This window comes from Rhodopseudomonas sp., from assembly GCF_036404135.1.
GTDB lineage: Bacteria > Pseudomonadota > Alphaproteobacteria > Rhizobiales > Xanthobacteraceae > Rhodopseudomonas_A.
This window is the reverse complement of the sequence record NZ_DASWPE010000030.1, coordinates 18,709-44,064: the sequence shown is the minus strand read 5'-3', so window position 1 is coordinate 44,064 and position 25,356 is coordinate 18,709. Positions and strand designations below refer to the sequence as shown.

The 25,356-nt window shown below is 64.5% G+C and carries 21 protein-coding genes; 3 read left to right on the top strand and 18 right to left on the bottom strand.

Features of this window, described 5'->3' with window-relative positions; all coding sequences use genetic code 11:
• Positions 1-4 precede the first annotated feature (4 nt).
• The 9 genes from puhB to bchF are packed head-to-tail and all read right to left on the bottom strand — an operon-like array spanning position 5 to position 11,826.
• Entirely contained in the window at positions 5-667 is a 663-nt protein-coding gene (gene puhB / locus VGC77_RS03760) for a photosynthetic complex putative assembly protein PuhB (protein WP_331170227.1), read from the bottom strand.
• A complete protein-coding gene (gene puhA / locus VGC77_RS03755; RefSeq protein ID WP_331170226.1) occupies positions 664-1,431 on the bottom strand; it encodes a photosynthetic reaction center subunit H in 768 nt (255 codons plus the stop codon). Before puhA ends, puhB begins: the two co-directional genes overlap by 4 nt.
• Positions 1,432-1,454: 23 nt before the next feature.
• Entirely contained in the window at positions 1,455-2,888 is a 1,434-nt protein-coding gene (locus VGC77_RS03750; RefSeq protein ID WP_331170225.1) for a BCD family MFS transporter, read from the bottom strand.
• Positions 2,885-3,586, bottom strand: a complete 702-nt coding sequence (bchM, locus tag VGC77_RS03745; RefSeq protein ID WP_331170224.1) for a magnesium protoporphyrin IX methyltransferase — start codon at positions 3,584-3,586, stop codon at positions 2,885-2,887. The genes VGC77_RS03750 and bchM overlap by 4 nt, the downstream gene beginning before the upstream one ends.
• The gene (gene bchL / locus VGC77_RS03740; protein WP_331170223.1) at positions 3,586-4,524 is read right to left on the bottom strand and encodes a ferredoxin:protochlorophyllide reductase (ATP-dependent) iron-sulfur ATP-binding protein; all 939 of its coding nucleotides are present in this window, start codon (positions 4,522-4,524) and stop codon (positions 3,586-3,588) included. The genes bchM and bchL overlap by 1 nt, the downstream gene beginning before the upstream one ends.
• Positions 4,521-8,267 carry a magnesium chelatase subunit H gene (locus VGC77_RS03735; protein WP_331170222.1) on the bottom strand — a complete coding sequence of 1,249 codons (3,747 nt, stop codon included), beginning with the start codon at positions 8,265-8,267 and terminating at the stop codon, positions 4,521-4,523. The genes bchL and VGC77_RS03735 overlap by 4 nt, the downstream gene beginning before the upstream one ends.
• Positions 8,242-9,834 (bottom strand): ferredoxin:protochlorophyllide reductase (ATP-dependent) subunit B, encoded by a 1,593-nt coding sequence (bchB, locus tag VGC77_RS03730; protein WP_331170221.1) that lies wholly within the window; start codon positions 9,832-9,834, stop codon positions 8,242-8,244. Before bchB ends, VGC77_RS03735 begins: the two co-directional genes overlap by 26 nt.
• Before the next feature lies 1 nt (position 9,835).
• A complete protein-coding gene (locus tag VGC77_RS03725; protein ID WP_331170220.1) occupies positions 9,836-11,122 on the bottom strand; it encodes a ferredoxin:protochlorophyllide reductase (ATP-dependent) subunit N in 1,287 nt (428 codons plus the stop codon).
• The gene (gene bchF / locus VGC77_RS03720; protein ID WP_414709604.1) at positions 11,119-11,826 is read right to left on the bottom strand and encodes a 2-vinyl bacteriochlorophyllide hydratase; all 708 of its coding nucleotides are present in this window, start codon (positions 11,824-11,826) and stop codon (positions 11,119-11,121) included. The genes VGC77_RS03725 and bchF overlap by 4 nt, the downstream gene beginning before the upstream one ends.
• Positions 11,827-11,960: 134 nt before the next feature.
• Here bchF and VGC77_RS03715 point away from each other — a divergent pair, with 134 nt between their 5' ends.
• A complete protein-coding gene (locus VGC77_RS03715) occupies positions 11,961-12,839 on the top strand; it encodes a cobalamin B12-binding domain-containing protein (protein ID WP_331170219.1) in 879 nt (292 codons plus the stop codon).
• A gap of 61 nt (positions 12,840-12,900) precedes the next feature.
• Positions 12,901-13,584, top strand: coding sequence for a biliverdin-producing heme oxygenase (locus VGC77_RS03710; protein ID WP_331170218.1), 684 nt, complete (start codon positions 12,901-12,903; stop codon positions 13,582-13,584).
• Between the two features lie 219 nt (positions 13,585-13,803).
• Here VGC77_RS03710 and VGC77_RS03705 read toward each other — a convergent pair whose 3' ends face one another.
• Positions 13,804-15,972, bottom strand: coding sequence for a GAF domain-containing protein (locus VGC77_RS03705; RefSeq protein WP_331170217.1), 2,169 nt, complete (start codon positions 15,970-15,972; stop codon positions 13,804-13,806).
• Position 15,973: 1 nt separating this feature from the next.
• Positions 15,974-17,380 (bottom strand): transcriptional regulator PpsR, encoded by a 1,407-nt coding sequence (gene ppsR, locus VGC77_RS03700; RefSeq protein ID WP_414709603.1) that lies wholly within the window; start codon positions 17,378-17,380, stop codon positions 15,974-15,976.
• Between the two features lie 267 nt (positions 17,381-17,647).
• On the opposite strand from ppsR (VGC77_RS03700), the gene VGC77_RS03695 reads away from it, so the two are divergent.
• Entirely contained in the window at positions 17,648-18,079 is a 432-nt protein-coding gene (locus tag VGC77_RS03695; RefSeq protein WP_331170216.1) for a c-type cytochrome, read from the top strand.
• Positions 18,080-18,454: 375 nt separating this feature from the next.
• Here the strand turns inward: VGC77_RS03695 and VGC77_RS03690 are convergent, their stop codons facing one another.
• The 7 genes from VGC77_RS03690 to pufM all read right to left on the bottom strand — a co-directional run bounded on the left by VGC77_RS03690 (position 18,455) and on the right by pufM (position 25,330).
• Positions 18,455-18,724 (bottom strand): hypothetical protein, encoded by a 270-nt coding sequence (locus VGC77_RS03690; RefSeq protein ID WP_331170215.1) that lies wholly within the window; start codon positions 18,722-18,724, stop codon positions 18,455-18,457.
• Positions 18,725-18,769: 45 nt separating this feature from the next.
• Positions 18,770-19,258, bottom strand: coding sequence for a TspO/MBR family protein (locus VGC77_RS03685; protein ID WP_331170214.1), 489 nt, complete (start codon positions 19,256-19,258; stop codon positions 18,770-18,772).
• Positions 19,258-20,460: a geranylgeranyl diphosphate reductase gene (locus VGC77_RS03680; protein ID WP_331170213.1), complete on the bottom strand. Its 1,203-nt coding sequence runs from the start codon at positions 20,458-20,460 to the stop codon at positions 19,258-19,260. The genes VGC77_RS03685 and VGC77_RS03680 overlap by 1 nt, the downstream gene beginning before the upstream one ends.
• Positions 20,457-21,812, bottom strand: a complete 1,356-nt coding sequence (locus tag VGC77_RS03675) for a BCD family MFS transporter (protein WP_331170212.1) — start codon at positions 21,810-21,812, stop codon at positions 20,457-20,459. Before VGC77_RS03675 ends, VGC77_RS03680 begins: the two co-directional genes overlap by 4 nt.
• Before the next feature lie 31 nt (positions 21,813-21,843).
• A complete protein-coding gene (chlG, locus tag VGC77_RS03670) occupies positions 21,844-22,800 on the bottom strand; it encodes a chlorophyll synthase ChlG (protein ID WP_414709602.1) in 957 nt (318 codons plus the stop codon).
• Positions 22,793-24,220, bottom strand: a complete 1,428-nt coding sequence (gene ppsR, locus VGC77_RS03665; protein WP_331170211.1) for a transcriptional regulator PpsR — start codon at positions 24,218-24,220, stop codon at positions 22,793-22,795. Before ppsR (VGC77_RS03665) ends, chlG begins: the two co-directional genes overlap by 8 nt.
• A gap of 189 nt (positions 24,221-24,409) precedes the next feature.
• The gene (gene pufM, locus VGC77_RS03660; RefSeq protein ID WP_331170210.1) at positions 24,410-25,330 is read right to left on the bottom strand and encodes a photosynthetic reaction center subunit M; all 921 of its coding nucleotides are present in this window, start codon (positions 25,328-25,330) and stop codon (positions 24,410-24,412) included.
• Positions 25,331-25,356 lie beyond the last annotated feature (26 nt).

Here is a 25,356-nt window from a genome sequence, read left to right as displayed (position 1 = left end):
CGGTTCAGGCCGCCACGGGGGCGGTCGGATTTCCCAGCGGATCTTTCGACGTTCCGCTGTTAGCAACTTGAACGAGAGATTTGACTGACGGACCAGGCTGGCCGGCCAGCGCTTCGGCGAGCTTGGCCGCAACTTGGGCGGCCTCCGGCACCGAATTCAGCATCGGCTCCGGCGCGCGCGTCCGCCACGGGCGAATGTGCGGCCACAGCAGCAGATAGGAAACCCGTTTGGTATCGGCGAGCTGCAGCGGGATGTCGCCGGTGCCATCGCGATGGGTTTTCAGATCGACGTTGGCGATCTTGCTCAGGGGAATGTTCATCGACATCGGCAGCGCGACGCCGAATTGAACCAGGACGCGTTTACTGGTGATGGTGTAGGTCGTCGCACGGCGGAATAGCCATGCCAGCAGGGCAAGCAGAGCGATGCCCCCCAGGCAGGGGACGAGGAGCACCACGGCGGATCCCACCGCGTCGCTCGCCGCCATTCCATTGGCCCAATACGACCAGAGCTTCCAGGCCAGGAAGAGGCCGACATAAATGCCGGCCTCCCTGATATGGAAAGACCTCACAGCAAGCCCTTTGAACGACGGCTTGCCTTGCCAGATCACGCGCTCCCCCTCCGCTAACGAAGAGGGAAGTTCATGACGCTGACTGGGGTCTTGGTTCATACGATCGGCTCCTGGCGGTCCGGGGTGGCGTACAGCGTACCGGCGCCGAAGTAGCCGACGATGCGGTCTTCCTCGCGCTTGGTGACCTGGTCCGGCTTGGCCAGGGTCGGCGCGTCGGCGAACTGGCTGCCGAGGATGGCGTCGACCGACACATAGCCCTTCGGACGATCGACCAGAGCGAACGGCAGCGGCAGCAAGATGCGCTTGGTGCCCCGGGCGCCCTTCACTTCGACTTCCAGATAGCGGATCAGCGCTTCGGCGCGGTCCACCCAGGCTTCGACCACGGTGCCGGCGACCTCGCGGTCGGCGCCGATCACCTTCATGCCGCGCGGATCCGGGTCACGCGGATCGAGCGTGATGCCCTTGGCGACGCGCAGCGGAACGATGACGGGAAGGTCGTCCAGCGTCAGCTCCGGAACGTCTTCGCGATCCGCATAGGAGCCGGGGCCGACGCCGTCGAGGAACGGATTGCCGGTCGGAACGAACGGCGCACCGGGCCACGGCGCGGTGGAGGCGACCGCCGGGTTCGGACGATCGTTCTTGTGGTTGGGAACGGTGGCGACCTTGCCGCCGCGCAGCAGATATTTTTTGTCTTCCGGCGGATGCGGAATGCCGTAACCGGGACGACGTCCGCCGCTGTCGGAGACCAGCGGATATCCCTCACGTTTGTCTTCGCGGCGGAGATAGAAGATCAACGCGGCAAAGAAGATCCAAAATACGTAGAGAGTGACTTGTGCTACGTCCAAATAGGCACCGGCTTGCATGGGACCGACCTCGCTCTAGTTAGTTAACCTGGAAATTCGGCTAAGCCGAATTTTGATGAAGATTGCGAGAAATTCGTTCGTGCTGAACGCACGAGCGGACCGATCGCAATCAGAGTAGCGAACAGCAGCGCAATTTCGATTTGATATACGACGCTGTATCCTGTCGACGCACTCGTCAGAGTGTTGCCGAACATTCCGTTGGCGGCCAAGGACGACACCGCATCGCGAATGCCGCCGGCCACCGCAATTCCGCCGCCGGCCGCGGTCGCCTGAACGGCGCCCCAGGTGCCGAGCGCCAATCCGCTCTCGCCGTCCTTGGCGATCGCCATCGCCGCGGTCAGCGTGCCGGCCGCAAACAGCCCGCCGCCGAATCCGATCAGCGCGGTACCGAACCGCAGCAGCATCGCCGACTGCGCCGGCCCGGCGATGATCACCGCGGCGAACGCGAACATGCCGGCGACGACGCCAAAGCCGGCGACGCGATAGGGATCCGCATTGCGGCCGAGCCTGCGCGCCGCAAGGCCGAAGCCGGCCAGCGTGCCGAGCGCGAAGAACGCCGTCAGCGCCGTGGTCTGGCCGACGGTGAGCCGCAGCACCTCGGCGCCGTAAGGCTCCAGCAGAATGTCCTGCATCGAGAACGCCGCGGTGCCGAGCCCGACCGCGGCCAGCATTCGGGTCGAGCCGCCGGCCTCGCGGAATTTGGCCCAGGATTCCTGGAACTGGGGCCGCTCGCGGCTCGCCGAGGTCAGGCTCGGGTTGCGGACCTCCTGCTTCCACAGCGCGATCACGTTGAGCGCGAACTGCACCACCGCGACGCCCTGGATCACCTGGATCAGCCGCATCTCGCTGAAGTCCTTCAGCAGCTGGCTGAACACCAAGGCGCTGCCGACCATCCCGACCAGCAGCATGACATAGAGGAACGCCACCACGCGGGGCCGCGAATGCTCCGGCGCGATATCGGTGGCCAGCGCCAGCCCGGCGGTCTGGGTGGTGTGCAACCCGGCGCCGACCAGCAGGAACGCCAAGGCGGCGCCGAACTGACCGTACACCGCCGGCGCCTCGCCGGTGCCGGACAGCACCAACAGCGCGAACGGCATGATCGCGAGACCGCCGAACTGCAGCAGCGTTCCCATCCAGATATACGGCACCCGACGCCAGCCGAGCACCGAACGGTGATTGTCCGACTTGAAGCCAATCAGCACGCGGAACGGCGCGAACACCAGCGGCAGCGACACCATCAGCGACACCAGCAAGGTGGAGACGCCGAGTTCGACGATCATCACCCGGTTCAGCGTGCCGTTCAGCAGCACGATGGCGATGCCGACCGAGACCTGGAACAGCGACAGCCGCAACAAGCGGCCGAGCGGCAATTCCTTGGTGGCGGCGTCGGCGAACGGCAGAAAACGGCTGCCGAGCCGCATCCACCCCTTCACCAATGTCGCCGCCATCTGGCTCATCGACGAATCATCTCCAAAGCCTGCGAGGTGTAGAAGCCGCGGGCGACGCGATGGGTGCGGCCGATCTGCCATTGCTGCAGCGCCTGATCCGCCGTCAGCAGCTTGCGGAGTTTCTGCTCGGCGACCGGCTCGATCGCCGGCGCCCGATCGCCGCGCGGGAAGAAGCCGCCGACGAAATGCATCAGCGCCAGCGCCGGGGTCTTCGGCGCAAACGTCACCAGCAGCCCCTGGCTGGTGCGCGCGGCGAGCCCGGCCATGATCTTGCAGATGTCGTGCGGCAGGTAGTGGATCAGCGAATCCATCGCCACCACGAAATCGAATTCGCCGGCCTTCGGGTCGAGCATGTCGCCGGAACGGAAATCGATCGCGGCGGGATCGATATCGGCGGGAATCCGTTCGCGCGCCACATCGACCAGGGTTGGCGACAGATCGATGGCGACGACATGGGCGCCGCGCCGCGCCACTTCGATCGACAGCGCGCCGGTGCCGCAGCCGGCATCGAGCAGGCGCATCCCGGTCATGTCCGCGGGAAGCCATGATAGCAAGGTGTTGCGCATCTCGTCGCGGCCCGCCCGCACCGTGGCGCGGATGCCGCTCACCGGCGCATCGGAGGTGAGACGAGCCCAATTATCGGCCGCGGTGCGGTCGAAATAGGTCTTCAGTTCTCCACGCCGTTCGAGATAATTGGCCACGGGCATCAATCAAATCCCAGCAGGTCAAAGATATCGCGGTCCTTAAGCGGCTTGCCGTCAATCGGCGGCTCCTTGCCCTCGAGCATTTCGGTAGCAAGCCGAAGATACTCTTGTTGCACGGCTAGAATTTCGTCGGTGTGATCCATCTCAAAAAGTGTCATCTTTTTCAGACGGCTCTTGCGAATGACATCGAGATCGGGGAGATGCGCGATCCGCCGGATCCCGGTGCGTTCGCCGAATTTATCGATCTGATCGGTCTCGCGGGAGCGGTTGGCGATGATACCGCCGAGCCGCACGCCGTAATTCTTCGACTTCGCGGCGATCGCGGCGGCGATGCGGTTGGCCGCGAAGATCGAATCGAAATCATTGGCGGCGACGATCATCGCCCGTTCGGAATGCTGCAACGGTGCGGCAAATCCGCCGCACACCACGTCGCCGAGCACGTCGAAGATCACCACGTCGGTATCTTCGAGCAGGTGATGCTCCTTCAACAGCTTCACGGTCTGGCCGACCACGTAGCCGCCGCAGCCGGTGCCGGCCGGCGGGCCGCCCGCCTCCAGGCACATCACGCCGTTGTAGCCTTCGAACACGAAGTCTTCCGGACGCAGCTCCTCGGAGTGGAAGTTCACCGATTCCAGCACGTCGATCACGGTCGGCACCAGCCGCTTGGTCAGCGTGAAGGTGGAATCGTGCTTCGGATCGCAGCCGATCTGCAGCACCCGCTTGCCGAGCTTGGAAAACGCCACCGACAGGTTCGACGAGGTGGTGCTCTTGCCGATGCCGCCCTTGCCGTAGATCGAGAACACCTTGGCGGTGCCGATCTTCAGGTTGGGATCGAGCTGCACCTGGACGCTGCCCTCGCCGTCGCCCTCGCTGCATTTCGACGCGTTGGTGTCGGCGCAACCGGCGGTCTTCAGCTTGGAAGGATCGGTCAGAATGTTCATGCGGCAACTCCTACGCCTTCGAGGCGATCCTCAAGCTCTTCGCCTGCCTTGCGCAGGACTTCGAGCATTTCCGGGTCGGGAGACCAGTAATTGCGTTCGTGTGCCTCGATCAGGCGGTTGGCGACTTTCGCCGACGCCACCGGATTGAGGGCCGCAAGACGCGCGCGCATTTCGGGGTCGAGAACGAAGGTTTCGGTGAGCTGGCGATACACCCAGGGCGCCACTTCGCCGGTGGTCGCCGACCAGCCCATGGTGTTGGTGACGTGCTCCTCGATCTGCCGCACGCCTTCATAGCCGTGCTTCAGCATGCCTTCGTACCATTTCGGATTGAGCATGCGGGTGCGCGTTTCCAGCGCCACCTGCTCCGACAAGGTGCGCACCGTGCCGGCGCCGCGGGTCTGGTCGCCGATATAGACCGGCGCCGCGGTGCCGCCCTTGGCGCGGCGCACCGCGCGGCTGATGCCGCCCAGCGTGTCGAAATAGTGATCGACCGTGGTGACGCCGAGCTCGACCGAGTCGAGATTCTGATACGCCAGATCGACGTCGGCCAGCGCGCTCTTCAAGAGGTCGGCCTGCTGCACCGGCTGACCCTTCATGCCGTAAGCAAAGCTCTTGCGGCGGGTGTAGGTCTCGGCGAGTTCGTCCTCGTCTTCCCAGCGGCTGTTCTCAACCAGATGGTTGACGTTGGAGCCGTAAGCGCCGTCGGCGTTGCCGAACACCCGCAGCGACGCGGTCTCCATGTCGCATTTGTGCTGTTCCATGTAGGCCAGCGAATGCCTCCGCACGAAGTTGAAGTCGGAGGGCTCGTCGGCCGACGCCGCGAGGAAGCAGGCCTCCGCCAACAGCTTGATCTGCAGCGGCAACAGGTCGCGGAAGATGCCCGACATGGTGATGATGACGTCGATGCGCGGGCGGCCGAGTTCGCCGAGCGGGATCAGTTCGGCGCCGGTGAGGCGGCCGTAGCTGTCGAATTTCGGCTTGGCGCCGAGCAAGGCCAAAGCCTGGCCGATCGGCGCGCCTTCATTCTTCAGGTTGTCGGTGCCCCACAACACGATGGCGACCGATTCCGGCAGGCCGTTGCCGCCCGCCATGTGCTTTTCGATCAGCCGCTGCGCCTGCGCAGCACCATCCTGCACCGCGAAGGCCGAGGGAATCCGGAACGGATCGAAGCCGTGCAGGTTGCGGCCGGTCGGCAGGATCGCCGGCGTCCGCAGCAGGTCGCCGCCGGGCGCCGGACGGATGAATTTGCCGTCGAGCGCGTGGATCAGGCTGGGGATCTCGTGATCCTCGGCCAGCAGCCGGTCGGTGGCGGCCAGTTCCTTGTAGATCGCGATATTGGCTTCGGCTTCCGGACCCGAGCCCACCACGACGTGTTCAGGCCGTTCGCCGCGCACCAGCCCTTCGAGCACCGCCTGTTCGGGGCGAACGCCGTGCGAAGCATCGGCGACCGCCTGCAGCATTTCCACCCGCTGTTCGAACGACGGCACTTCGCCGACCACGTGCAGGCCGTGCGGGATCAGCGCGTATTCCATCTCGAGCACGTCGTCGGACAATTTGGCGATGGTGGCGACGGCGGCATCGCCCCAGGCCGGCTCCGCGGCCGCAAGGTCGAGCGCGCTGGCCTGCGCCTGGATCAGCACCGCAAGATCGGCGCGCTCCAATTCCTCATCCGGCGACAGGCCGCGCCAGCGCTCGATCGACGACTTCAGTTCGACCAGCCCGCGATACAGGCCGGCATGCGCCACCGGCGGGGTCAGGTAGCTGATCAAGGTCGCCGCGGAGCGCCGCTTGGCGATCGCGCCTTCCGACGGATTGTTCGAGGCATAGAGATAGACGTTTGGCAGATCGCCGATCATGCGGTCGGGCCAGCAGGCGCCGGACAGGCCGGTCTGCTTGCCGGGCATGAATTCCAGCGCGCCGTGAGTGCCGAAATGCAGCACCGCGTGGGCGCCGAAATCTTCCTTCAGCCAGCGATAGAACGCCGAGAACGCGTGTGTGGGCGCAAAGCCCTTTTCGAACAATAGGCGCATCGGGTCGCCTTCGTAGCCGAACGCCGGCTGCACGCCGACGAACACGTTGCCGAAGCGCTCGCCGAGCACGAAGATCGAGCTGCCGTCGCTCTGCTGCTTGCCCGGTGCCGGACCCCACTGGCCTTCGATCTCGCGCAGCCAGCGCTCGTTCTTGACGTGATCGCCGGCCATCACCCGCGCGTGCACGTTGGCGTCGGCGCCGAACCGCTGCGCGTTGCCGGTGATGATCCGCTCGCGCAATTCGTCGACGGTCTCCGGCACCTCGACCTGGTAGCCCTCGCGCTTCATCGCCTGCAGCGTGCGATGCAGCGATTCGAACACGCCGAGGAACGCGGCGGTGCCGGTGTTGCCGGCATTCGGCGGGAAGTTGAACAGCACCACCGCGACCTTGCGGTCCTTGCGCTCGCTGCGCCGCAACGCCACCAGCTTGGCGGTGCGCGCCGCCAGCACTTCGGCGCGTTCGCTGCAGGTGTACATGTCGCCGCCGTTTTCCGAGCGGGTGAATTTGCAGGCGCGATCGCAGCCCGCGCACGGCACCTCGCCGGCGTCGGAGCGACCGCCATAGACCATCGGGCCGGTGCAGCCGTCGAGCTCGGGGATCGCCACCATGATGGTGCTCTCCACCGGCATCAGGCCGCGGTCGGACGCGCCCCATTGTTCGAGGGTCTGGAATTCCACCGGATGCGCCGACAAATAAGGCACGTCAAGCGTCGCCAAAATATCTTCCGCGGCCTTGGAGTCGTTGTAGGCCGGGCCGCCGACCAGCGAGAATCCGGTCAGCGACACCACCGCGTCGACGGCGCTGCGGCCGTCTTTCATGAAGAACTTTTCGATCGCCGGGCGCTGATCGAGACCGCTGGCGAACGCCGCGATGACGCGCAGCCCCTTGGCCTCGAACGCCTCGATCATGCCGTCATAGTGCCCGGAATTGCCGGCCAGCAAATAGGAGCGCAACAGCAGCACGCCGACCGTGCCCTGCTGATCGGGCACGCTCGCCGGCAATTTGTCGACCGATTCGGCGATCCTTCCCTTCATCCGCGGGTGATAGACGCCGATATCGGCGTATTCGACCGGCGGTTCGGCCTTTGCGAGGCCGCGCAGGCCCTTGCGCGGACCGCTGGCATAGCGGTCGACCAAGAGGCGCACCATATTGGCGATGTTCTGCTCGGACCCGGCCAGCCAATATTGCAGCGTCAGGAAATAGGCGCGCATGTCCTGCGCGGTGCCGGGAATGAAGCGCAGCAGCTTCGGCAGCTGCCGCAGCATCTTCATCTCGCCCTTGCCGGCCGGACCGGATTCCTTCTTGCCGCGCAGCTTCTTCAGCCAACTGATCGCGCCGAGTGCCTCGGCGCTCATATCGAACTTGCCGACCCGGGTCAGCTTCACCACCTCGGCCGCCGACATGCAGCAGATCATGGCATCGCAATCCAGGCGGCGGGCCAACAGCGCCGGCATCACCGCGCGGACGTGATCGTCGAGGAACAGCATGGTGGCGATGACGATGTCGCCGCTGGCGATATCGGCGTAGCAGCGGCCAAGCGCGCCCTCGTCGGTGCCCCACTCGTCGGCGGAATGCACCGTCAGCTCGATCCCGGGATAATCCCGCCGCAACAGATTACGCGCGCGGGCGGCTGCGCCGGACAGATGACTGTCCATCGTAACGATGACGACACGTAACGGCGTAGCGTCAGCGGGAGAAGTGCGCTTTGGCATCGTACAATGTCTCGACGGTTATGGTGGCGACGCCATTTTCGTTGGCGAATCGCTCGGTATTACGGCGGGCCTTTCCGCGAACAAAGAACGGGATCTTGCGGAGTTCTTTTTCCGCATCGGCAGCCCAGACCGCCGTGGTCTCTGACGCCGCGGTGGTCGAGGTCTCGACGGCGGATGGCTCGGGCTCGGCCGGCGCCAACTGCACCGCGGGCGCCGCATGGCCGACGCCGAGATGCGACGGCACCGCGCCGTCCTTGAATTCGAAATCGTCCTTGAACATCGCCAGCAGATGCTCTTCCAGACCCATCATCAACGGATGCACCCAGGTATCGAAGATCACATTGGCGCCTTCGAAACCCATCTGCGGCGCGTAGCGCGCGGGGTAATCCTGGATATGCACCGGCGCCGAAATCACCGCGCAGGGAATCCCCAGGCGCTTGGAAATATGCCGTTCCATCTGCGTGCCGAGCACCAGCTCGACCTGCAGCTCGGCGATATGCGCCTCGACCTCGAGGTAATCGTCGGTGACCAGCGGCTCGACGTCATAGAGCTTGGCGGCCTCGCGGATCTCGCGGCCGAATTCGCGGCTGTAAGTGCCGATGCCGACCACCTTGAAGCCGATTTCATCCGACGCAATCCGCGCCGCGGCGACGACATGGGTGGCGTCGCCGAAGATGAACACCCGCTTGCCGGTGAGGTAGGTGGAGTCGACCGAATGCGAGAACCAGGTCAGCCGGCTGGAATTGGCTTTCAGCACCGGCGCCGCGTCGACGCCGGCCAGCGCGGCGACTTCCGTGATGAATTCGCGGGTCGCGGAAACGCCGATCGGAATCGTCTTGGTAAACGGCTGATGGAAGATCCGATGCAGCCAGGACGCCGCCTGCGAGGCGATTTCCGGATACAGCACGACGTTGAAATCGGCGTCGCCGAGCCGGGTCAGATCGGCCGGCGTCGCGCCCATCGGCGCGGTGACGTTGACGTCGATGCCGAGCTTGCCAAGCAGCGCGGTGATTTCGATGACGTCATCGCGATGCCGGAAGCCGAGCGCGGTCGGTCCGAGAATGTTGCACCTCGGCCGCACGCCGGGCGCGCGCTCGGCACGCTTGCTGCCGGGCGGCGGCGCCGACGGGCCGGCCAGAGCGCGCACCAGCTGATAGAAGGTCTCGGCAGCGCCCCAGTTCTCTTTGCGCTGATAGGCCGGCAGATCGATGGTGATCACCGGGACCGGCAGCCCCATCCCCTTCGCCAACCCGCCCGGATCATCCTGGATCAACGAGCCGGTGCAGGACGCGCCGACGATCATCGCCTGCGGCTGGAAGCGCTCATAGGCGTTCTGCACCGCCGTCTTGAACAGCTCCGCGGTGTCGCCGCCGAGGTCGCGCGCGGCAAAGGTGGTGTAGGTCACCGGCGGACGGCGGTCGCGGCGCTCGATCATGGTGAACAGCAGATCGGCGTAGGTGTCGCCCTGCGGCGCATGCAGCACGTAGTGCAGGCCTTCCATACCCGTGGCGACGCGCATCGCGCCGACATGGGGAGGCCCCTCATATGTCCAAACTGTCAGCTGCATCTCAGGCCACCAGTTTCGCGCGCCGCACCAGCGGACGCGCAAACAATTCCGCAAGGTCAGATGCCTGTTCGTACCCCTGGATCGGCGTGAACACGAGTTCGATCGCCCATTTCGTCGTCATACCTTCGGCTTCCAACGGATTGGCTAGGCCGAGTCCGCAAACCACCAGATCGGGACGAGCAAGGCGGCAACGATCGAGCTGCAGATCGACGTCCTGGCCTTCGGTGAGCTGAACGTCGGGCGGCAGCAGCTTGAGCTCTTCCGCGAGATGCTCGCGGTGCAGATAGGGCGTCCCCACCTCGACGAGCTGCATGCCCAATTCGCGCGACAGGAATCGCGCCAGCGGAATTTCCAGCTGAGAATCCGGGAACAGGAAGATGCGGCGGCCGGACAACTCCTTGCGGTAATTGTCGAGCGCGCGTTCGGCGCGCAGCCGCGCCGGCTGCGTCACCTGGTCGAACAATGCAGTGTCGATGCCGAACGCATCGGCCGCGGCGCGCAACCACGCCGTGGTGCCTTCGACGCCGAGCGGGAACGGCGCCACCAGTCGCCGCGCGCCGCGATTTTCCAGCTCGCGCGCGGTCTCGGCGAGGAAGGGTTGCGCCAGCAGAAACCTGGTGTTGGGGCCGACCGTCGGCATGGTGTTGGAATTTCGCGGCGGCAGGAATTGCACCGGACCGATGCCGAGCGCGTCGAACATGCGGACGAACTGATCTTCGACCACGTCGGCCATCGATCCCACCACCAACAGCGAGGCTTCCTTGCGCTGGTCGACGGGCAGCCCTGGCACCAGCGAGGCCAAACAGGCGTCCTCGCCCTGGGTGAAGGTGGTTTCGATGCCGCTGCCGGTATAGCTGAGGATGCGAACTCCCGGCGAGAAGGTCTGCGACAGCCGCAATGCGGCACGCGACAGATCGAGCTTGATCACTTCCGAGGGGCAGGAGCCGACCAGAAACAGCAGCTTGATATCCGGACGCCGGGTCAGCAATTGCGTGACGATGCGATCGAGTTCGGTATTGGCATCGGTCAGACCGGCAAGGTCTTTCTCTTCCATGATCGCGGTGGCAAAGCGCGGCTCGGCGAAGATCATCACCCCCGCGGCCGACTGGATCAGATGCGCGCAGGTTCGCGACCCGACCACCAGGAAGAACGCGTCCTGAATCTTGCGATGCAACCAGACGATTCCGGTGAGCCCGCAAAACACTTCGCGCTGGCCGCTCTCGCGACGCACCGACCGGGTCAGATTGTTCGACGGGGCAACGTCGCAGCCCTGAACCTGCACGGTCATGCGCGGCTCCCGGAAATGCTGGACACCGCCAGGGCTCTGTTGCGCTCGTCGAGGCGCGCGGCACGAAGCTTCAGAATGAACTGGGTGGCATTGATGACGTAGGAGGCGTAAGCGGCCAGCGCCACGAACATCTGCTGCTGCGGATCGCCGAGGCCGCCGAACAGCATCACCAGATAGGTGGTGTGCAGCGCCAGCACCAAGAAGCTGAACACGTCTTCCCAAAAGAACGCCGGCGCAAACAGATAGCAGCCGAACACTTCACGTTCCCAAATCGCGCCCGTGATCATGATTGTGTAAAGCACCAGTGTTTTAATGACGACCGAAGCGGTCGCGACCGCAAAGCCGTCGCCACTAACTAGGTAGCGGATCACCAAGCCGAGACTTATGAGGAAGATCAAAAACTGGACGGGAGCGAGAATCCCTTGAACTAAAGTCCATTTCGTTGCATCACGACGGATCCGCTGCTCTGGCGTGTAGAGCGACTTAAATGCTTGGTCCGCTACAGAAATGTGCGAAGGCGCAACGCCGTCAGCAGGCGTTTTTGCGCTTACTGACGCAATCACCGAACCGCTTGCGTCGGAGTTCGAGTTGTAAAGAGTGTTTGACAGAGAAGCATCACGGTGATGCGATACCGAGCCTGCGGACAATAACGGGCGCTCACCGCCCCCAGCTTGATCCTGTTCTGAATCGTCTCGACGGTGCACCGCGCCACTCCTACTGCGGCTAATGCGAGGAAAACTAGACTCCGATCCAGCGACTGTCAACCAAACCATACGTAAATTAAACTTGACGGTTCGCGCCATGTCGACGCGAATAAGTGTTCGGGAGGGGTATCCAGATGGGTAACGGAAACGAACATCAACTCTCGACGAGCTCCCGCAACGACGTCCTCGGTCCTGCTTATCAGCCGGACCGCCCCCCGCCGGCCCCGATCTGGCGGTTCCGGCCCGCTGAGCCGCCGCTCAGCATGGTTCGCGCCATCAAGGCCCAGATCATCCCGCGGATCGCCTGGGCATTCAGAGCGACGCCGCCGCCGAAGGTCGCGCCGCCGGCGGTAAAGCCCGCCGAGCTGGAGAAATTCGTCGCGCTGCTCCAGTGCAATGACGAGGCCGCGCCGTTGCTATTCGTCGATGCGCTGCTCGCCAACGGCGCCTCGGTCGACACCATCTTCTTGCAGTGGTTCGCCCCGGCCGCCCGGCAACTCGGCGACATGTGGGAGAAGGATACTACCGACTTCGCCTGCGTGACGCTGGCCGTGGGGCGGATGCAGCGGATCATGCGCCACCTCGGCGAGAGATTTGCCAAGGGCGGCTGGCGGGGCGCCGGAGAGTCCGCACTGCTGACTACCCTTCCGGGCGAGCAGCACAGCTTCGGACTCGCGATGGTCGCTGAATTCTTCCGGCGCGGCGGCTGGAATCTGGCGACCGGCCCGTTTCAGTCTGCGACGGAATTGACCGAACTGGTGCGGGAGCGCTGGTTCGACATCGTCGGCTTTTCGGTAATGTCGGATCGCAAGCTGGATGAACTGGAACGAAACATCCGCGACGTCCGTCGCGACTCCCGCAACCGGCGGGTGGTCATCATCCTGGGCGGACCGATGCTGCAAAGCCTCCCCGGGCTTGCGAGGACGGTCAAAGCCGATATGGTGGTCGGCGATGTCATCGCCGCGCCCCATCAGGCCCGCACGCTCGTCCAGTCGATGAAGCGCCACGGCTGACGGGACAGAGCCTCGTCGACTTTCAGCTTCCTCGTGGTGCTGACCCGCAGGAGACAGCAACATGACGGCTGCAGTGCCGACCGGCTCCGTCCCGTTCGACATCACCACTTCACTGTATCACCGCACCCGAACCCTGCACCTCGAGGCCGAAAAATCCGGCATCATCGCCGCACTGCTGCGTGGACAGGCGACGCGAGACGGCTATGCGCTGTTGCTCCGCAACCTGTTTCCCGCCTATCGCGAACTCGAGAACGGTCTCGATCGCCACCAGGGCAGCGGCGGTCTCGATCAACTGAAGCCGTTCAGGCTTGCCCGCGCGCCGGCCATCGAATCCGATCTCGTCGCCTTGTGCGGCCGCGACTGGGCCACCGCCATCCCGTGGCTTGCGGCCGGCCAAGCCTACGCGAACAGGATCGCGCAAGCCGCCGAGGGCGACGGGATGCTGCTGATCGCTCACGCCTATACCCGCTATCTCGGCGACCTCAATGGCGGCCAGATCGTGCGGCGGCTGTTGGCGAATACATATCAGCTGCGGGCTTGCGAGCTGTCGCATTATGATTTTTCGGGTTTCCCGGACGCGGCCGCGCTGAAGCACAGCTATCGCGCGGCGCTGAATCGCGCCGCGGCGATGGCGCCCGCTCCCGATCGCATCATCGAGGAAGGCGCGACGGCCTTCTCGTTGAACATCGAGCTGTCGGTTGCCGTGCAGGATCACGTCGCCGACAGCGCGGCCATCGCCGGATAGAGCTATAGCGTTTTCGAGCGAAGTGGATCCCGGTTCGCGTGGAGAAAACGCATCAAAATAACAAGCTAGAGCTCCGATTCTGATCCTATCAGAACCGGAACGGCTCTAGTTGCGCACCGTCCCGCGGATCTCGTCGCTGATTTTTTCCGCGACCGGCTCAGCGTTGCGGATCATGTCCGCGACGCCGAACCTGCGATGCCGAACATGCCCCCGCGCCTGTCATTTCTCGTCGCTGGAGGTCCGCGACGAATGCCAGATCAGATGTTGCAGCACTTCGGCGGTTCGCAAGGTCGAATTGCGGACGCTTTCGAGCATGCCGGCGATACGGCTGGTCTCCACGCCGTAGGTAATTTCGAGCGCGGCGAGCTGCGCGTTCTCGACCACCGAGGACAGCAGGTTCTGGTAGATCAGATCGGTCTTGCTATCGAGCCGCACGCTGCCGACCCGGTGGCTCTTGATGATGCCTTCCTGCAGCCGGCTCCGCGCCGCCTCCGCCGCCTTGCGATCGGTCACGTCGACGAAGATCAGCACAAACCCCAAGACGCGGTCCTTGGAGGGAAACACCGGATCGGCGCGCACCAGCAGCGGCTTTGAATCGTTACCGGCGCCGCGCAACAGCATCTCGCCGCGCCAAGGCCGCCGATAGGTGACGAGGTCGTGGATGCGCTGCAGAAAGTCCTCCGGATCGCAGAACGCGCCCGCCAGATTGTCGAGCCGCTGCGACGGCACGTGATCCTGCGGCAACAGCGAACGAAACGCGTCGTTGATCAACAGAATCTTGCCTTCGATGTCGGCGATGATCACCGGCTGATCCGAGATGCCGACCTGGCTGCTGAATTTCTCCAGCTGGTCCTGCGCGATCAAGGTCCGCACCGCGCGAAACTGCAGCACGATGTCGGCGACGGCAGCACCGATCGCGCGCGCCGCGGCGACGTCGGCGGGGCCCCACGGCTCCGACGTGCCTTCTACCAGCTGATGCCACTGCGCAAAGGAGCGGCGCGGCGACAGATCCGAGGGATTGTCGCCGATCACAAACGGCTTCAGCGGATCGCCGCCCCAGGTCACGGTGCGAATCCGCTCCGGGCGAAACCAGATCAGATATTCGCCGGGATTGCTGGAGACCGGGATGGCGACGATGCCGCTGGCGACTTTGGTCAGCGGGGCGAATTCGGGGACGTCGATTCCCAGCGCCGCGGTGTAAATCACGGCGGCGCGGGGTTGGCGATCCAGCCAGCCGCCGATCTCGCGGACATCCTGGGTGCCCGGCACCTCGCCGGCGCTGGTGACCTGCCCCTCATAGATCAGCGCAGCGCCGCTGGCGGCGAGCGGTTGCAGGATGGACTGCGCGGTGTCGAACACGCCGGCGCGCCAGTCGCCCTCGCGCGAAATCGCCTCGATCATGCGCTGCTCGAGCCGCTGCACGAAGATTTCCGACTGGCTTTGCGCAAAGCTTTCCAGCGCCACGATTCGGGTGGCGATCGCCTCGGCCAAGAGCTCGCACACCGCCCGCGATTCGAAGTGGATGAAGCGCGGCTCGTAGTGATGGCAGGCAATCAGCCCCCACAGCTTTCCGCCGACCATCAGCGACACCACCAGCGTGGCGCGGACCCCCATGTTCTTGAGATATTGCAGATGAATCGGCGACATGCTGCGCAGGAAGCACAGCGACATGTCGAGTTCGCGCCCGGTCAAGGGCGATAACCTCGGCTGCAACGGCACCGGCTCGTAATTCACGTCAACCAGCACCCGGACGCGGGTCCGCTCGTAGAGCCGCCTTGCAATCTGCGGGATGTCGGAGGCCGGATAGCGATTGCCGAGATAGGCTTCCAGGTCCGATCTGCAGCGCTCCGAGAACACCTCGCCGTGGCCCTCGTCGTCGAACCGATAGACCATCACGCGGTCGTAGCCGGTGCGCTCACGGTATAAACTTGCCGCCTGATCGCACAACGCGCCGAGCGAGGTCGCCGAGCGAATCGCCTCGAGCGCGGTCGCGATCTGGTCCAACAGATCCAGCGAAGGGCCGGCGCGTTCGAGTTCGATGATCAATCCGCCTTCGGCCGGCCGGTGCAGCAGGCAATCGTATTCCGCCGCGGGATTGCCGAGACGGCAGCGCACCGCAATCGGCATGCCTTCCGCGGTCGGATCGAGATGCGGCAGGATTTGCATGAGAAGATCGCCGTCGAGGTCGGCCAACGGCATTCCCAGAACCTGCCGGAGGTTCAGGAACTCGGCGGCATTGGCGCTGGCCTGAATGACGCAATGGTCCGGCTCACTGACCACCAGCAACGCGCCATGCGGCTGAATCGAGCCCGCGAGATGAATTTCCTCCCGCTCGCAATTCGAAAGGTCCGCCTTTCCGAACGCAGTGGGCGCGTGGGCATAAACCAACTCAGTCCTCTGAGGTATCCTGTGAGTCCGTTTCCCGGTCGTCGAGACCGTAGCGATTCAGCTTTGCATAAAGGCTTTGCCGGCTCAATCCCAGAAGCTCGGCTGTCGCGGTCCGGTTGCCTCCGGCATGCTCCAGGGCCTCCTTGACGTAGTGCTGTTCGACGATGCTAACGGTATCCTTGACCAGCTTGCGCAGTGACGATCTGCCGAGTTGCTCGCTGATCGGGCCGAGCGCCAGCCGCAAGGCGTCGCCTTCCAACGGCTCGTTGAAACGGCGCGAGACGTTGCGCAGCAGCACGCCGATGTAGCTTTGCTGATCGCTATCGACGTCGACCGCCGAAATTTCCACCTCGGTCTCGGTTCCAAGTTCGCCACGCAGCGTGGTCCGGAACAATCTGACCGATTTGTAGCGCCGCAACTGCGACAGCAACGCGCTCCAGTCCGCGCCGGGCTGCGACAGCCAGCGCCGCAAGGATTCACCGATCACCGGCCCCTTCGAACCGACCTGCACCAGATCGAGAAACGCCTGGTTGGCGTGTTGGATCACGCCGTCGGCATCGAGCGCCACGAAGCCGTCGGGAACGCGATCGATCAGTTCCTTGATCGCCGAATGCTCGAGCTGCTCGGGGCTCGGCGCGGCGATCGTCGCGGGCGTAAAATGCAAGAGCAGGATCTGGTCCGGCTCCGACGGCATCAAGGCGCCGCGCAGCATCCAGGGCTGCGCCGAGGAGCCGAGATGCACCAGAATGCTCAACGCCTTGCCGCGCTCGCTGACCCGGGCCAGCAGCGCGCGGACCGCCTCGCGGTCCTTCGGCGCGATATCGAGCAGGAATTCCCGGCCGGCGAGATCTTCATTGCCACGCCGCAGTCCGGTCAGCGCCTGAACCGCGGCGGCGTTGGCCTCGACGATCCGGAGCTCGGTGGCGGAGACGATCAGCACGGCTTCGTTCGATGCGTCGAACACCAGCCGATAGCGGGTTTCGACCTCGCGCAGCCTCCAATAGTCGCGCTCCATGGTCTGCTGGGCGGCGATCAGCCGCGCATGCAGTTCGGCGACGGCCTGCAGGTTCTTGCCGAGAACCAGCATGCCGGTCCGGTCGCCGAGCAGCATCGTCGTGAATTCCATGGGAATTTCAACGCCGCTGGGAAATCTCTGATTGATCTGGCGGAATGCGGAGAACCCGCTGGAACGGGCGTCCTCGACCATCCTCTTGATCTTGTCACCGCCGGACTCGCCGGACACCTCGGTCCAAGGCCGCCCGAGCCAACTATCAATGCGCTCATTGGCCATCGCAGCAGACAGGGTGGCATCGCGGATAATGCCGTCCATATCCAGCAACAGGGTCAGATCAGGCTGCCCCGTCGGTCTCGCGGCCATCTCGGCCACCACCTTGCCAGCTTCTGTCATTTCTGAACCAACCGACGCCAAGCGCTGTTCCAACGGAGTTGGAGATAGTGACAACGCTGCTTGACATCAAGGCACCATAAGGCCTCAAAACGAGAATGATTTGCGCCAAATCAATGGCAGAAGTCAAGAAATCTATCCCTTATTCCACAAAGTGACGTGTCCATTTGGCTTTACAGCCTGGAGATAACAGGTTTTTATGATTTCTATCGAGGGTGCATTTCTCTGCCGAATCGTTCGAAGAGCCAATGCGAGATCATGGAGAAAAACGTGGCTAAGAAGATTCTGACACTTATGGCACTTGCCGCGGCTGGGTCGCTGATGGCCGGTGGAGCCTCGGCGCAGGATGCGACAAAGGGCGAAGCGGTCTTCAAGCAGTGCATGACCTGCCATCGCATCGGTCCCGATGCCAAGAACCTGGTCGGCCCGGTGCTGACCGGCGTGATCGGCCGCCAGTCGGGCACCGCTCCGGGATTTGCCTATTCGCCGCTCAACAAGGCCGCCGGCGAAGCCGGCCTGGTCTGGACCAACGAATTGGTCATGCAGTACTTGCCCGATCCCAATGCCTTCCTGAAGAAGTTCCTGACCGATAAGGGTAAGCCGGAACTCGCGGTGGGAACCACCAAGATGACCTTCAAGCTGGCCGACGAGCAGCAGCGCAAGGACGTCATCGCCTATCTCGACACCTTCGCGAAGAAGTAATCGGCCGCAACGCCGAGGCGATAACTGAACTCAGGGCGGGATGACGTTTTTCGAAACGTCATCCCGCCCTGTTTTATTTCGAGGCCGCGCCTGTGAGATTTTCGAGCCGCGGGCGATGCGCTTCCCCGGTGCCCGGCCTGACCAAAATGCTCTGAGAGTCTGGCCGAAAAAAAAGCGATGAATGAAATCGGACCTTCAACCCGTCATTGCGAGGAACTCTCGCGACGAAGCAATCCAGGGGCCACGCATGAGGCCCCTGGGTTGCTTCGCTTCTCAGGCGGCGCTGCGCGCCGCCATCGGCTCGCAATTACAAAGAGCCCCCTGATCTTGCTTGCTGCTTTTCGGTCAGGCCTGAGCCGGGATCGACTTCGGGCGCTAGCCATTCCGCCAGCGTCGGACGATGTCGTACAGGTGCGCGACGCCGGCTAACGACAGGCAGGCGGTGGCGATCTGCCAGCCATATCCGGCCAACGTCAGGCGCAGCGCCAACAGCATCAGCGCCCCCGAAATCAGATTGGGCAGGAAATCGCCCGGCGGTACGCCGCGTCGCATCAAGCGCCACAGGCCGATCAACACCACGGCCTCCAGCGCCACCACGATCAGCACCAGATCGACGAAGTGTCCGTTGGCAAATAGGTCAGCCATGCTTGACGATCTCGCGACGTGGGGGGCGGGCCGGATGCTGCGGCATCAGCCGAACGGCGCGTTCAATTGCACCACGGTGAGATTGAGGAATGCCGCGAACGCCACCCATAACAGGTAGGGGACGAGATAGAAGCTCGCGGTCTTCGACCGGCGCCAGAACACCAGGATCGGCAGCAGCACCGACAACCACAGCAGCACCACCTCGAGCACCGCCCAGTCCGGCCGCTTCACCACGAAGAATAACGTGCTCCACAGCAGGTTGAGAAGCCCGTTCAGCGCGAACAGCGCCACCACCCAGCGCCGCTGCGACGGATCCTGCGCGCTACGCCAGGCGTAGATCGCCGATATCGCGGCCAGCGCGAAGATCAAGGTCCACGCCGGTCCGAACAGCCAGTCGGGCGGCTGCCAGGACGGCTTGACCAGGGCTTGATACCAAATGCCGGTGTTGGTCAAAAGACCGCCGACCGTTCCGATGCAGGTCGCGGCCGCGGCCGCGATCAGGACCGGGGTCCAGAACCTCTTGCGCGTCGCCATTATGCCGAGGCCAGACCCGTCATATGCGCCAGATTCTTGAAGAAGATCCGGACATGCGCGATCGGTTTGGCGCGCACCAGTTTCTTGTTCATGTAGGCATCCCAGGTCAGCTTCTGGACATCGCGGTCGCGACAGATGCTGACGAACTGCTCCCGGCGCTTGTCGCTGGAGTACCAGTATTTCTGCATCAGCCCGAGAATCCAGAACACCGTGCCGTTGGCGCGCATGAACCGCTTGCGCGCGGTGGCGAGCGCGGTAACGTCGCCGGTTTCCAGGAACTGATCGATCGCATCGGCGGCCAGCCGGCCGCCGAGCATCGCGTAGTAGATGCCTTCGCCGGAGGCCGGCGCCACGACGCCCGCGGCGTCGCCCGCCAGCAGCACGTTGCGGCCGTCGTCCCAGCGCGGCAACGGATGCAGCGGGATCGGCGCGCCCTCCTTGCGGATGGTCTCGACCTCGCTGAGCCCGGCGGATTCCCGCAAAGCGCCGACGGATTCGCGCAATGAAAAGCCCTTATGGGCCGAGCCGGTGCCGACGCTGACCGTGTCGCCATGCGGAAACACCCAGCCGTAGAAATCCGGCGACACCGTGCCGCGGTAATAGACGTCGCACCGCTCCGCATCATACAGCCCGTCGGCGGTCTTCGGGGCCTTCACGATCTCGTGGTAGGCAAACACGAACGGCATTTTGTCGGCATCGGGAATGCACTGCCGCGCCACCGCCGACAGCGCGCCGTCGGCGCCGATCACCGCGCGGGTGAGCACGGTCTTCTCGACCATCGTGCCATCCGGCGCTCGCTCGTCGTAACGCACCAGCGTGGTGCCGCCGTCCTGATGTTCGAGCCGCTTGTAGAGCCCGGTGCGCCGCTGCGCGCCGGCGTCGGCGGCGCGCTTGCGCAGCCACTCGTCGAACACCGCGCGATCTACCATCCCGACATAGCCGCCGTCGATCGGCATATCGACGTGGTGATCGGACGGCGACACCATCCGCGCCGAACTGATCTTGGCGACGATCATGTGCTCGGGGATGTTGAAATCACGGATCAGCCGCGGCGGGATCGCCCCGCCGCACGGCTTGATGCGGCCGGCGCGATCGAGCAGCACCACCTTGCGGCCATCCTTGGCCAGATCATGCGCCGCTGTCGCCCCGGCGGGGCCACCGCCGACCACGACGACATCATAGACTTCCTGGTTATCCGTCATGTCAGTCCCCCGGCGACTGCCGCTGTGGAGAGATTGCCAACGTCGCCGTGACGTTGCGCGGCTTTGGCCTGCGCCCGATGCACCCACACCGCCATCAGTGCGGACAGGATGAAAAGCCCGGCTTCGCTGGTGAATACGGTGGAATAAGACAGCGCCGGCGAGGCCAGCAGATAGCGCGCGACATCGCTGGCCAGCGTGCCGGCGAAACCGCCGAGACCGAACGCCAGCGCCTGCGCCGCGCCCCACAGGCCCATGCGCACGCCCTCGCGATGCTCGCCGCCGGCGCTGACCAGCGCCATCATCGAGCCGATCGCGGCCACCGCATAGGCGCCGTTGGTGACGCCGAGCGCGAACACCGTCTCGCGCAACGGCCAGGCCGGACCGACGATCGCCGCCGCGGCCAGCCCGAGCAGCGCGACCGCGGAGGCCAGGCAGCCGCCGATGGTCCAGACCTGCAAATTGCCGCGCGATTTCGGAAACACCGCGCCGATCAGCGGCACTAGCGCCATGCCGAGCAAGGTGCCGCCATGCTGGACGCTCGACAGCTTGGTGGTTTCACCAGGCGTGAAGCCGAACACCACGCCCGCGAACGGCTCCAGGATCAGATCCTGAGCGCTGTAGGCCAGCATCGAGACGAAAACAAAGATCGCGAAACGGCGGGCCTGCGGCTCGGCCCAGACTTCGGCGAACGCGGCGCGGAACGAGGTCTTCGCCGCGACGGCAACCGGCGGCGCGGCCGCGGGCCGCTGAGCGTGCCGTCCCTCGATGCCCCAAACCCCGGCGATGGTCAGCACCATGGCGGCGACCGAGACGCAGCCCGACACGATCACCAGCCGCAGCGGCGAGAACGGATCGAGCATCTGCCCGACGACCGCCGTGGTCACGATGAAGCCCGCGATCATCATCACCCAGACGATGGTCGCTGCGGCGGCGCGGCGGCGTTCGTCGGTGCGCTTGGCGAGCAGCACCAGCAGCGAGGTGCCGGCGGCGCCGACGCCGGCGCCGATCAGACAGAACGCCACGATCGACAGGGCCACCCCGAACAGCGGCTGGCTGGCCATCCAGGCCGTCGCCACCGCGGCCAGGAATCCGCCAAACGCCAACACCGCCATGCCGCCGACGATCCACGGCGTGCGCCTTGCGCCGACGTCGGAGCCGTGTCCCCAGGCCGGGCGGAACACCTGCAACGCATAGTGGATGGCGACCAGCGCACCGGGCAGGATCGCCGGCATCGCCAGTTCGACCACCATCACCCGGTTGAGGGTCGAGGTGGTGAGCACGACGATGGCGCCGAGCCCGGTCTGGACCAGCCCCATCCTTACAATGCCGAACCAGGACAGCGGGCGCATCATGATTGCGCTCCTCCGATCGCGACGACAGAAATCATGCCGCAACTCCGAACGACGACGCCGCGACCGCGCTGGCCATCATGCCGATGACATAAAGAGCGACGCCGAGGCCGCTGAACCAGGTGGCCCGCTCGACCGGTGCGCGCAGGAAGCGCACCATCAGCACGCACTGCAACGCCAGCACCAGGCCGACGATGCCAGCCTGGATCGGCCGATCCCAGGAGGCCAGCAGCGCGATCACGATCAGCTGCGGGATCGCCATCACGGCGCAGGCGACGCGCGCGGCATTGTCGACCCCGAGCTTGACCGGCAGCGAGCCCACGCCGGTCTTGATATCGCCCTCGATCGACTTGAAGTCGTTGAGCGTCATGATGCCGTGGGCGCCGGCGCTGTAGAGCAGCGCCAGCGTCACGATCGGCCAGGACGGCAGGCCGCCGATCATCACGGCGGCGCCGGTGAACCAGGCGAAGCCTTCATAGCTGATGGCGCAGGCGCCGTTGCCGAGCCAGCCGTTCTGCTTTAGCCGGAACGGCGGCATCGAATAGATCCATGCCAGCACCAGACCGACCACGGCAGCGCCCAACACCCAGACGCCGAGCTGGCTCGCCAGCAACAGCGACGCCGCGGTCCACAGCAACGACAAATAGAGGCCCCAGCGGCCCGGGATCCGGCCCGAGGGAATCGGGCGGTTGGGCTCGTTGATGGCGTCGACGTCGCGATCGAACCAGTCGTTGACGACCTGGCTGGTGGCGACCAGCAGCGGCCCGCACAGCACGATGCCGGCGATCACTTCCAGCCAGCGCGAGGAGATCGGCACACCCGACGACACCACGCCGCAGGCGAACGCCCACATCGGCGGAAACCAGGTGATCGGGTGCAGCACCTCGAGCACCGCCGAGGGCGCAAGACGCAGCGCCACCGTGCGGTTGATCGGCGTGCTGCCGATCGGCGCGTTGTCGATCGGGGCGTTGTTGCTCGGCGCGTTAGTCATTGGCGCCCTCACCTTCCGGCGCGTGTTCGGCCAGACCGTAACGGCGCAGTTTCACATACAGGCTCTGGCGGCTCAGTCCGAGCATATCGGCCGCCGAGGCGCGGTTGTCGCCGGTCAGTTCCAGCGCCGCCTCGATCGAGAGCTTCTCGATCACGTCGGTGGTCTCGCGCACCAGATCGCGTAGCGGCACCCGGCCGATCAGCTCGGTCAGCTGCGCCACCGAACGCGGCAATTCGCGCTTCGAGCTGGTCGCCGCCGACAGCCGCTTTTCGATGTTGCGGATCGCGAAGCCGAAACTCGGCTTGTCCTCGCTATCGGTGAGCGACATCGCCGACACCTCGACCTCGGCGGTGGCACCGTATTCGCCGCGCAACACCGTGGTAAACAGCTTGATCGACCCGCTCTGGCGCAGATTGGCCAGCGCCACGCTGAAATCGACGCCGGTGCGGCCGAGCCAGCGATCCAGCGATTCGCCGCGGGACTGTTCGGCGGTGCCGAGCTGCGCCATCTCCAGAAACGCCAGATTGGCCTTCACGATGCGGCCGTCATATTGGGTGACGACGAGACCATCGGCTGCGGATTCGAAGAAATTCGCCAGCATCGCAGTGGCCTTCAGGCCGCCGGCTTCCGGCATCGTCGAATAGGACGACAGCCGGATCAGGAACAGCGCCGCGTTTTCCTGGCGGAACAGCGACACCGAGACGTCGCAGTCGCGCGGGCCGCTGGCGGCGTGCACGCGGACCCGATTGTCCCGGCCGGTGGCCCGGACGTCGGCCAACAAGTTGGAGATCGCCTGCGCGCTGGCGCCGTTGAAATGGCTGGGGAACGAGGAATTCAGCATCTGCGGCGCGTTCTGGTCGAACAGCGCCAGCGCCGCCGGATTGGCGTCGATGATCGTCTCGCTGCTAGAGTCAACGATCATGACCGCCTCCGAGGACACCTGAAACAGCAGGCGATAGCGGGTTTCGGCGTGCCGCAGCTTGATATAGTCGCGTTCCATCGACTGTTGGGCGTTGACCAGCCGGCGCTGCATCATCGCCAATTGCCGCAGGTCGCGGCCGAACACCAGCAGGCGGTTTTCCCGCCCGTAATCCACCGCCGAATACAAAACCGGAACATCCTCGCCGCTCGGCGAGGGATGGTTGACCTGCCGCCCGCTCGACGCCCCGCGTTCCGCGGCATCCTGCAGCAGTTCGCGGATCTTCATCTGGGTGTCGGAGGTGACAACGTCGGCCAGTTTCGCGCCCAGCCATCGGCCCTGGCCGTCCAGTTCGAGCGACAGTTCTTCCTTGTTGAACGCCACATCCAGGATCACGCCGTGCCCGTCGAGCACCAGCGCGACGTCGGTCGCGGCGGCGATCAACTTTGCTGCGGACAGTGCACCGAGATCTCCCAGCGACTCCTTCGGAGATTTGAACACTTGCGCCAGGGCAAATATCCTCCAACAAGAAGTGACCCTCCGCTCGTGCGTGTTTTCGCCGCGTTGGAATTCACAGACCCAACCAGTCTTGCTGGAGCGGCGAACGAAGAGCAAGAGGTTGCGCGCGCCTGACCAGCAACTTGCAAGTTAGGCGCGCGCTTTTCGAGTTCGCAGGGTCGTTATGCACTTTTACCGTGCCGGCGCCAGTCCATGCTTGACACCCCAGTCGAACCAATTGTCGACCACGGGGCCGGTCAGGATGATGCCGATGCCGCCCGTCAAGGTGACCAGAACCGCAAACCACCAGGCCCAGCGATGGATCGACTCGGCGGTGGCGTTGAAGCCCATCGTCCAGCGCCAGAACAACGCCGCACGCTCAAGCGCGGTCCCGCGGTCGACCGCCTGTTCGATTTCGCGCTCACCGCCGTAGCGGCTCACGGCCAGGATGGTCGCACCGTGCATGGCGAACAGCAGCGCCGAGCCATACAGGAACGCAATCGAAAGACAGTGGAACGGGTTGTAGTAGAGGTTGCCGTACTTGATCGAGAAGTTGTTGGTCCAGTCGAGATGCGGGAAGATCCCGAACGGCGGCGCTTCGCTGAAGCTGCCCATCAACACCGGCTGAATGAAGCCGAGCGAGAGGTAGAGGAAGATCGCCGAAGCGAACGCCCACGACACGTGCGTGCCCATGCCGAGCGCCCGAGCGCGGCGATAGGTCCGGACCCACCACAGAACGATCGAGGTGGTCAGGAAGAAGCCGGCCATCAACCACCAGCCGCCTTCCTTGAGCGGCGCGAAGCCAATGCCGTATTCCGGCTTCGGGGGCTCGAGGGCCAGCCAGCAGAAGTTCTTCAGGAACTCGATCGGGCTCCAGTCCACCGACGCCAACATGTTGAGGCCGATGATCTCGATCGCGACGAAGCCGCAGAGCAGCGACGCTACGCCGGTGTAGCCGAGATAAATCGGTCCCACCTGCGCGTCGCCGATCTTACCCAACCAGTAGTTGAACAGTGTCTTGGTCTCACGGGCCGAGCTCCCGGGCCGTAAGGGTACCCCATGATGTGCGGCGGTCTGCACCTGCACTTGTGAGAAAATATTCTGATAGGCCATGACAAGACTCTTTCTTGTGACCGGGT

Excerpts from the sequence above, each read along its gene's own strand:
- VGC77_RS03675 (WP_331170212.1), bottom strand. The coding sequence starts at position 21,812 with ATGATGCGCCCGCTGTCCTGGTTCGGCATTGTAAGGATGGGGCTGGTC.
- pufM (WP_331170210.1), bottom strand. The coding sequence starts at position 25,330 with ATGGCCTATCAGAATATTTTCTCACAAGTGCAGGTGCAGACCGCCGCA.
- bchM (WP_331170224.1), bottom strand. The coding sequence starts at position 3,586 with ATGCCCGTGGCCAATTATCTCGAACGGCGTGGAGAACTGAAGACCTAT.
- VGC77_RS03685 (WP_331170214.1), bottom strand. The coding sequence starts at position 19,258 with ATGGCGACGCGCAAGAGGTTCTGGACCCCGGTCCTGATCGCGGCCGCG.
- chlG (WP_414709602.1), bottom strand. The coding sequence starts at position 22,800 with ATGACTAACGCGCCGAGCAACAACGCCCCGATCGACAACGCGCCGATC.
- ppsR (WP_414709603.1), bottom strand. The coding sequence starts at position 17,380 with ATGACAGAAGCTGGCAAGGTGGTGGCCGAGATGGCCGCGAGACCGACG.
- VGC77_RS03680 (WP_331170213.1), bottom strand. The coding sequence starts at position 20,460 with ATGACGGATAACCAGGAAGTCTATGATGTCGTCGTGGTCGGCGGTGGC.
- VGC77_RS03750 (WP_331170225.1), bottom strand. The coding sequence starts at position 2,888 with ATGAGCCAGATGGCGGCGACATTGGTGAAGGGGTGGATGCGGCTCGGC.
- bchL (WP_331170223.1), bottom strand. The coding sequence starts at position 4,524 with ATGAACATTCTGACCGATCCTTCCAAGCTGAAGACCGCCGGTTGCGCC.
- puhB (WP_331170227.1), bottom strand. The coding sequence starts at position 667 with ATGAACCAAGACCCCAGTCAGCGTCATGAACTTCCCTCTTCGTTAGCG.
- VGC77_RS03690 (WP_331170215.1), bottom strand. The coding sequence starts at position 18,724 with ATGGCTGACCTATTTGCCAACGGACACTTCGTCGATCTGGTGCTGATC.
- puhA (WP_331170226.1), bottom strand. The coding sequence starts at position 1,431 with ATGCAAGCCGGTGCCTATTTGGACGTAGCACAAGTCACTCTCTACGTA.
- VGC77_RS03725 (WP_331170220.1), bottom strand. The coding sequence starts at position 11,122 with ATGACCGTGCAGGTTCAGGGCTGCGACGTTGCCCCGTCGAACAATCTG.
- VGC77_RS03735 (WP_331170222.1), bottom strand. The coding sequence starts at position 8,267 with ATGCCAAAGCGCACTTCTCCCGCTGACGCTACGCCGTTACGTGTCGTC.
- bchB (WP_331170221.1), bottom strand. The coding sequence starts at position 9,834 with ATGCAGCTGACAGTTTGGACATATGAGGGGCCTCCCCATGTCGGCGCG.
- VGC77_RS03715 (WP_331170219.1), top strand. The coding sequence starts at position 11,961 with ATGGGTAACGGAAACGAACATCAACTCTCGACGAGCTCCCGCAACGAC.
- VGC77_RS03710 (WP_331170218.1), top strand. The coding sequence starts at position 12,901 with ATGACGGCTGCAGTGCCGACCGGCTCCGTCCCGTTCGACATCACCACT.